We start from the raw sequence: 938 nt of genomic DNA on the forward strand, positions 1-938 counted from the left end.
GGCTCGCAGCTCACGAACAAGTACGCGGAAGGGTATCCGGGCAAGCGTTACTACGGCGGCTGCGAGTACGTCGACGTGGTGGAGCAACTGGCGATCGACCGCGTGAAGCAGCTGTTCGGCGCGGAAGCCGCGAACGTGCAGCCGAACTCGGGCTCGCAGGCGAACCAGGGCGTGTTCTTCGCGATGCTCAAGCCGGGCGACACGATCATGGGCATGAGCCTCGCGCACGGCGGGCACCTGACGCACGGCTCGCCGGTGAACATGTCCGGCAAGTGGTTCAACGTCGTGAGTTACGGCCTGAACGAAAACGAAGACATCGACTACGACGCGGCCGAGAAACTGGCGAACGAACACAAGCCGAAGCTGATCGTGGCGGGCGCGTCGGCATTCGCGCTGAAGATCGACTTCGAGCGTCTGGCGAAGATCGCGAAGTCGGTCGGTGCGTACCTGATGGTCGACATGGCGCACTACGCGGGCCTGATCGCGGCGGGCGTGTATCCGAACCCGGTGCCGCACGCGGACTTCGTGACGACGACGACGCACAAGAGCCTGCGCGGGCCGCGCGGCGGCGTGATCCTGATGAAGGCGGAGTACGAGAAGCAGATCAACTCGGCGATCTTCCCGGGCATCCAGGGCGGGCCGCTGATGCACGTGATCGCGGCGAAGGCGGTGGCGTTCAAGGAAGCGCTGTCGCCGGAATTCAAGGCTTACCAGGCAAAGGTGGTCGAGAACGCGCGGGTGCTGGCCGAGACGCTGGTCAAGCGCGGGCTGCGAATCGTGTCGGGGCGTACGGAAAGCCACGTGATGCTGGTGGACCTGCGCGCGAAGCACATCACGGGCAAGGCAGCGGAAGCGGCGCTGGGCGCGGCACACATCACGGTGAACAAGAACGCGATCCCGAACGATCCGGAAAAGCCGTTCGTGACGAGCGGGATTCG

Annotated in this window: 1 protein-coding gene; it reads left to right on the plus strand. The window is 64.9% G+C overall.

Annotated elements, in window-relative coordinates; translation table 11 throughout:
• Positions 1-938 (plus strand): serine hydroxymethyltransferase (glyA, locus tag HW466_RS30940; RefSeq protein WP_081085093.1); only part of this gene is annotated, 938 nt, incomplete at both ends.

It is taken from the genome of Burkholderia territorii, assembly GCF_902833055.1.
Classification (GTDB): domain Bacteria; phylum Pseudomonadota; class Gammaproteobacteria; order Burkholderiales; family Burkholderiaceae; genus Burkholderia; species Burkholderia territorii.